This window comes from Limosilactobacillus coleohominis (genome assembly GCF_016901675.1).
GTDB classification, from domain to species: Bacteria; Bacillota; Bacilli; order Lactobacillales; family Lactobacillaceae; genus Limosilactobacillus; species Limosilactobacillus intestinavium.
Window position 1 is genome coordinate 1 of record NZ_JACJKU010000161.1, and the last position, 1,056, is coordinate 1,056.

Here is a 1,056-nt window from a genome sequence, read left to right on the forward strand (position 1 = left end):
TGGCAGATTGTAAAATTTAAGTTGAACATTTTAGTGGACAGAAAAACCCATAAAGGTCTTTAATGGTGTCGTCACAACATTCCATTAGAAAGAAGGACCTTTATGGGCACCACTATTTTATCATTTGAAGACCGCATTGTCATCGAAACGCTTCGTCATGAAAAGCGATCTCTTCGATATATCGCTGATTACCTGGGCTTTAGTAAGACTACTATCTTTAATGAAATTCACCGGTTAAAGGGTGAATACCATGCGACTAGTGCGCAAGCCGACCACGAAACTAAACTTAGTTATCGTGGCCGGAAATGCTCATTAACGGTTAACCTCAAACGACTAATCGAAGAAAAGATCAAGGTCCAAAAATGGTCAATTGAACAAGTAGCCCATGTGGTTATGATCGCCTATAAGACTATCTATAACTGGGTTGATCAAGGCCTCTTAGAGATTAGCTTAACTGACTTACCAGATCATGGTATTCGCCGTAAGCGGGCTAAAGAAACTCGTGGTACTTTTAGTCATGGTCGTTCGATTGAAGATCGTCCAGCTGAAGCTTCTGATCGTAATATTGCAGGTCATTTTGAAGCTGATACGGTTTTATCTGGTAAGCGCAAAGGTCAAGCAGTAGCTACGTTTGTCGAACGCAAGAGTCGCCTTACTATCGTTAAACGGCTTGATGGACGAGATAGCACTTCAATGACTAAGGCTATCCTTGAGTTAGCTAATCAATTAGGAACTAATCTCAAGACACTGACGGTTGATCACGGGAAAGAGTTCGCCAACTACCAATCAATTGAGAAAAATACCGGCGTGCCGTTGTACTTTGCACATGCTTATTCTCCGCATGAACGTGGTAGTAATGAGAATCGTAATCGAGTGTTACGGCGATTTATTCCTAAGGGTCAGCCAATTGAAGAGATTAGTGATGATGAATTGATTCAGATTAACTGGTATCTGAATTCACGGCCTCTCAAATGTTTGAACTGGCGAACTCCAATTGAGATCTTCTTGCTTAATCTGCGTCATTAAATTTGTTCAAGTTATTTATTGCAATCTGCC

The 1,056-nt window shown here is 40.9% G+C and carries 1 protein-coding gene; it reads left to right on the plus strand.

Going from position 1 to position 1,056, the window contains the following annotated elements; translation table 11 throughout:
- Positions 1–102: 102 nt before the first annotated feature.
- The gene (locus H5975_RS08305; protein WP_086118461.1) at positions 103–1,026 is read left to right on the plus strand and encodes an IS30 family transposase; all 924 of its coding nucleotides are present in this window, start codon (positions 103–105) and stop codon (positions 1,024–1,026) included.
- The last annotated feature ends 30 nt before the right edge of the window (positions 1,027–1,056 follow it).

Coding starts and splice junctions, on each gene's coding strand:
- H5975_RS08305 (WP_086118461.1), top strand. CDS start 103: ATGGGCACCACTATTTTATCATTTGAAGACCGCATTGTCATCGAAACG.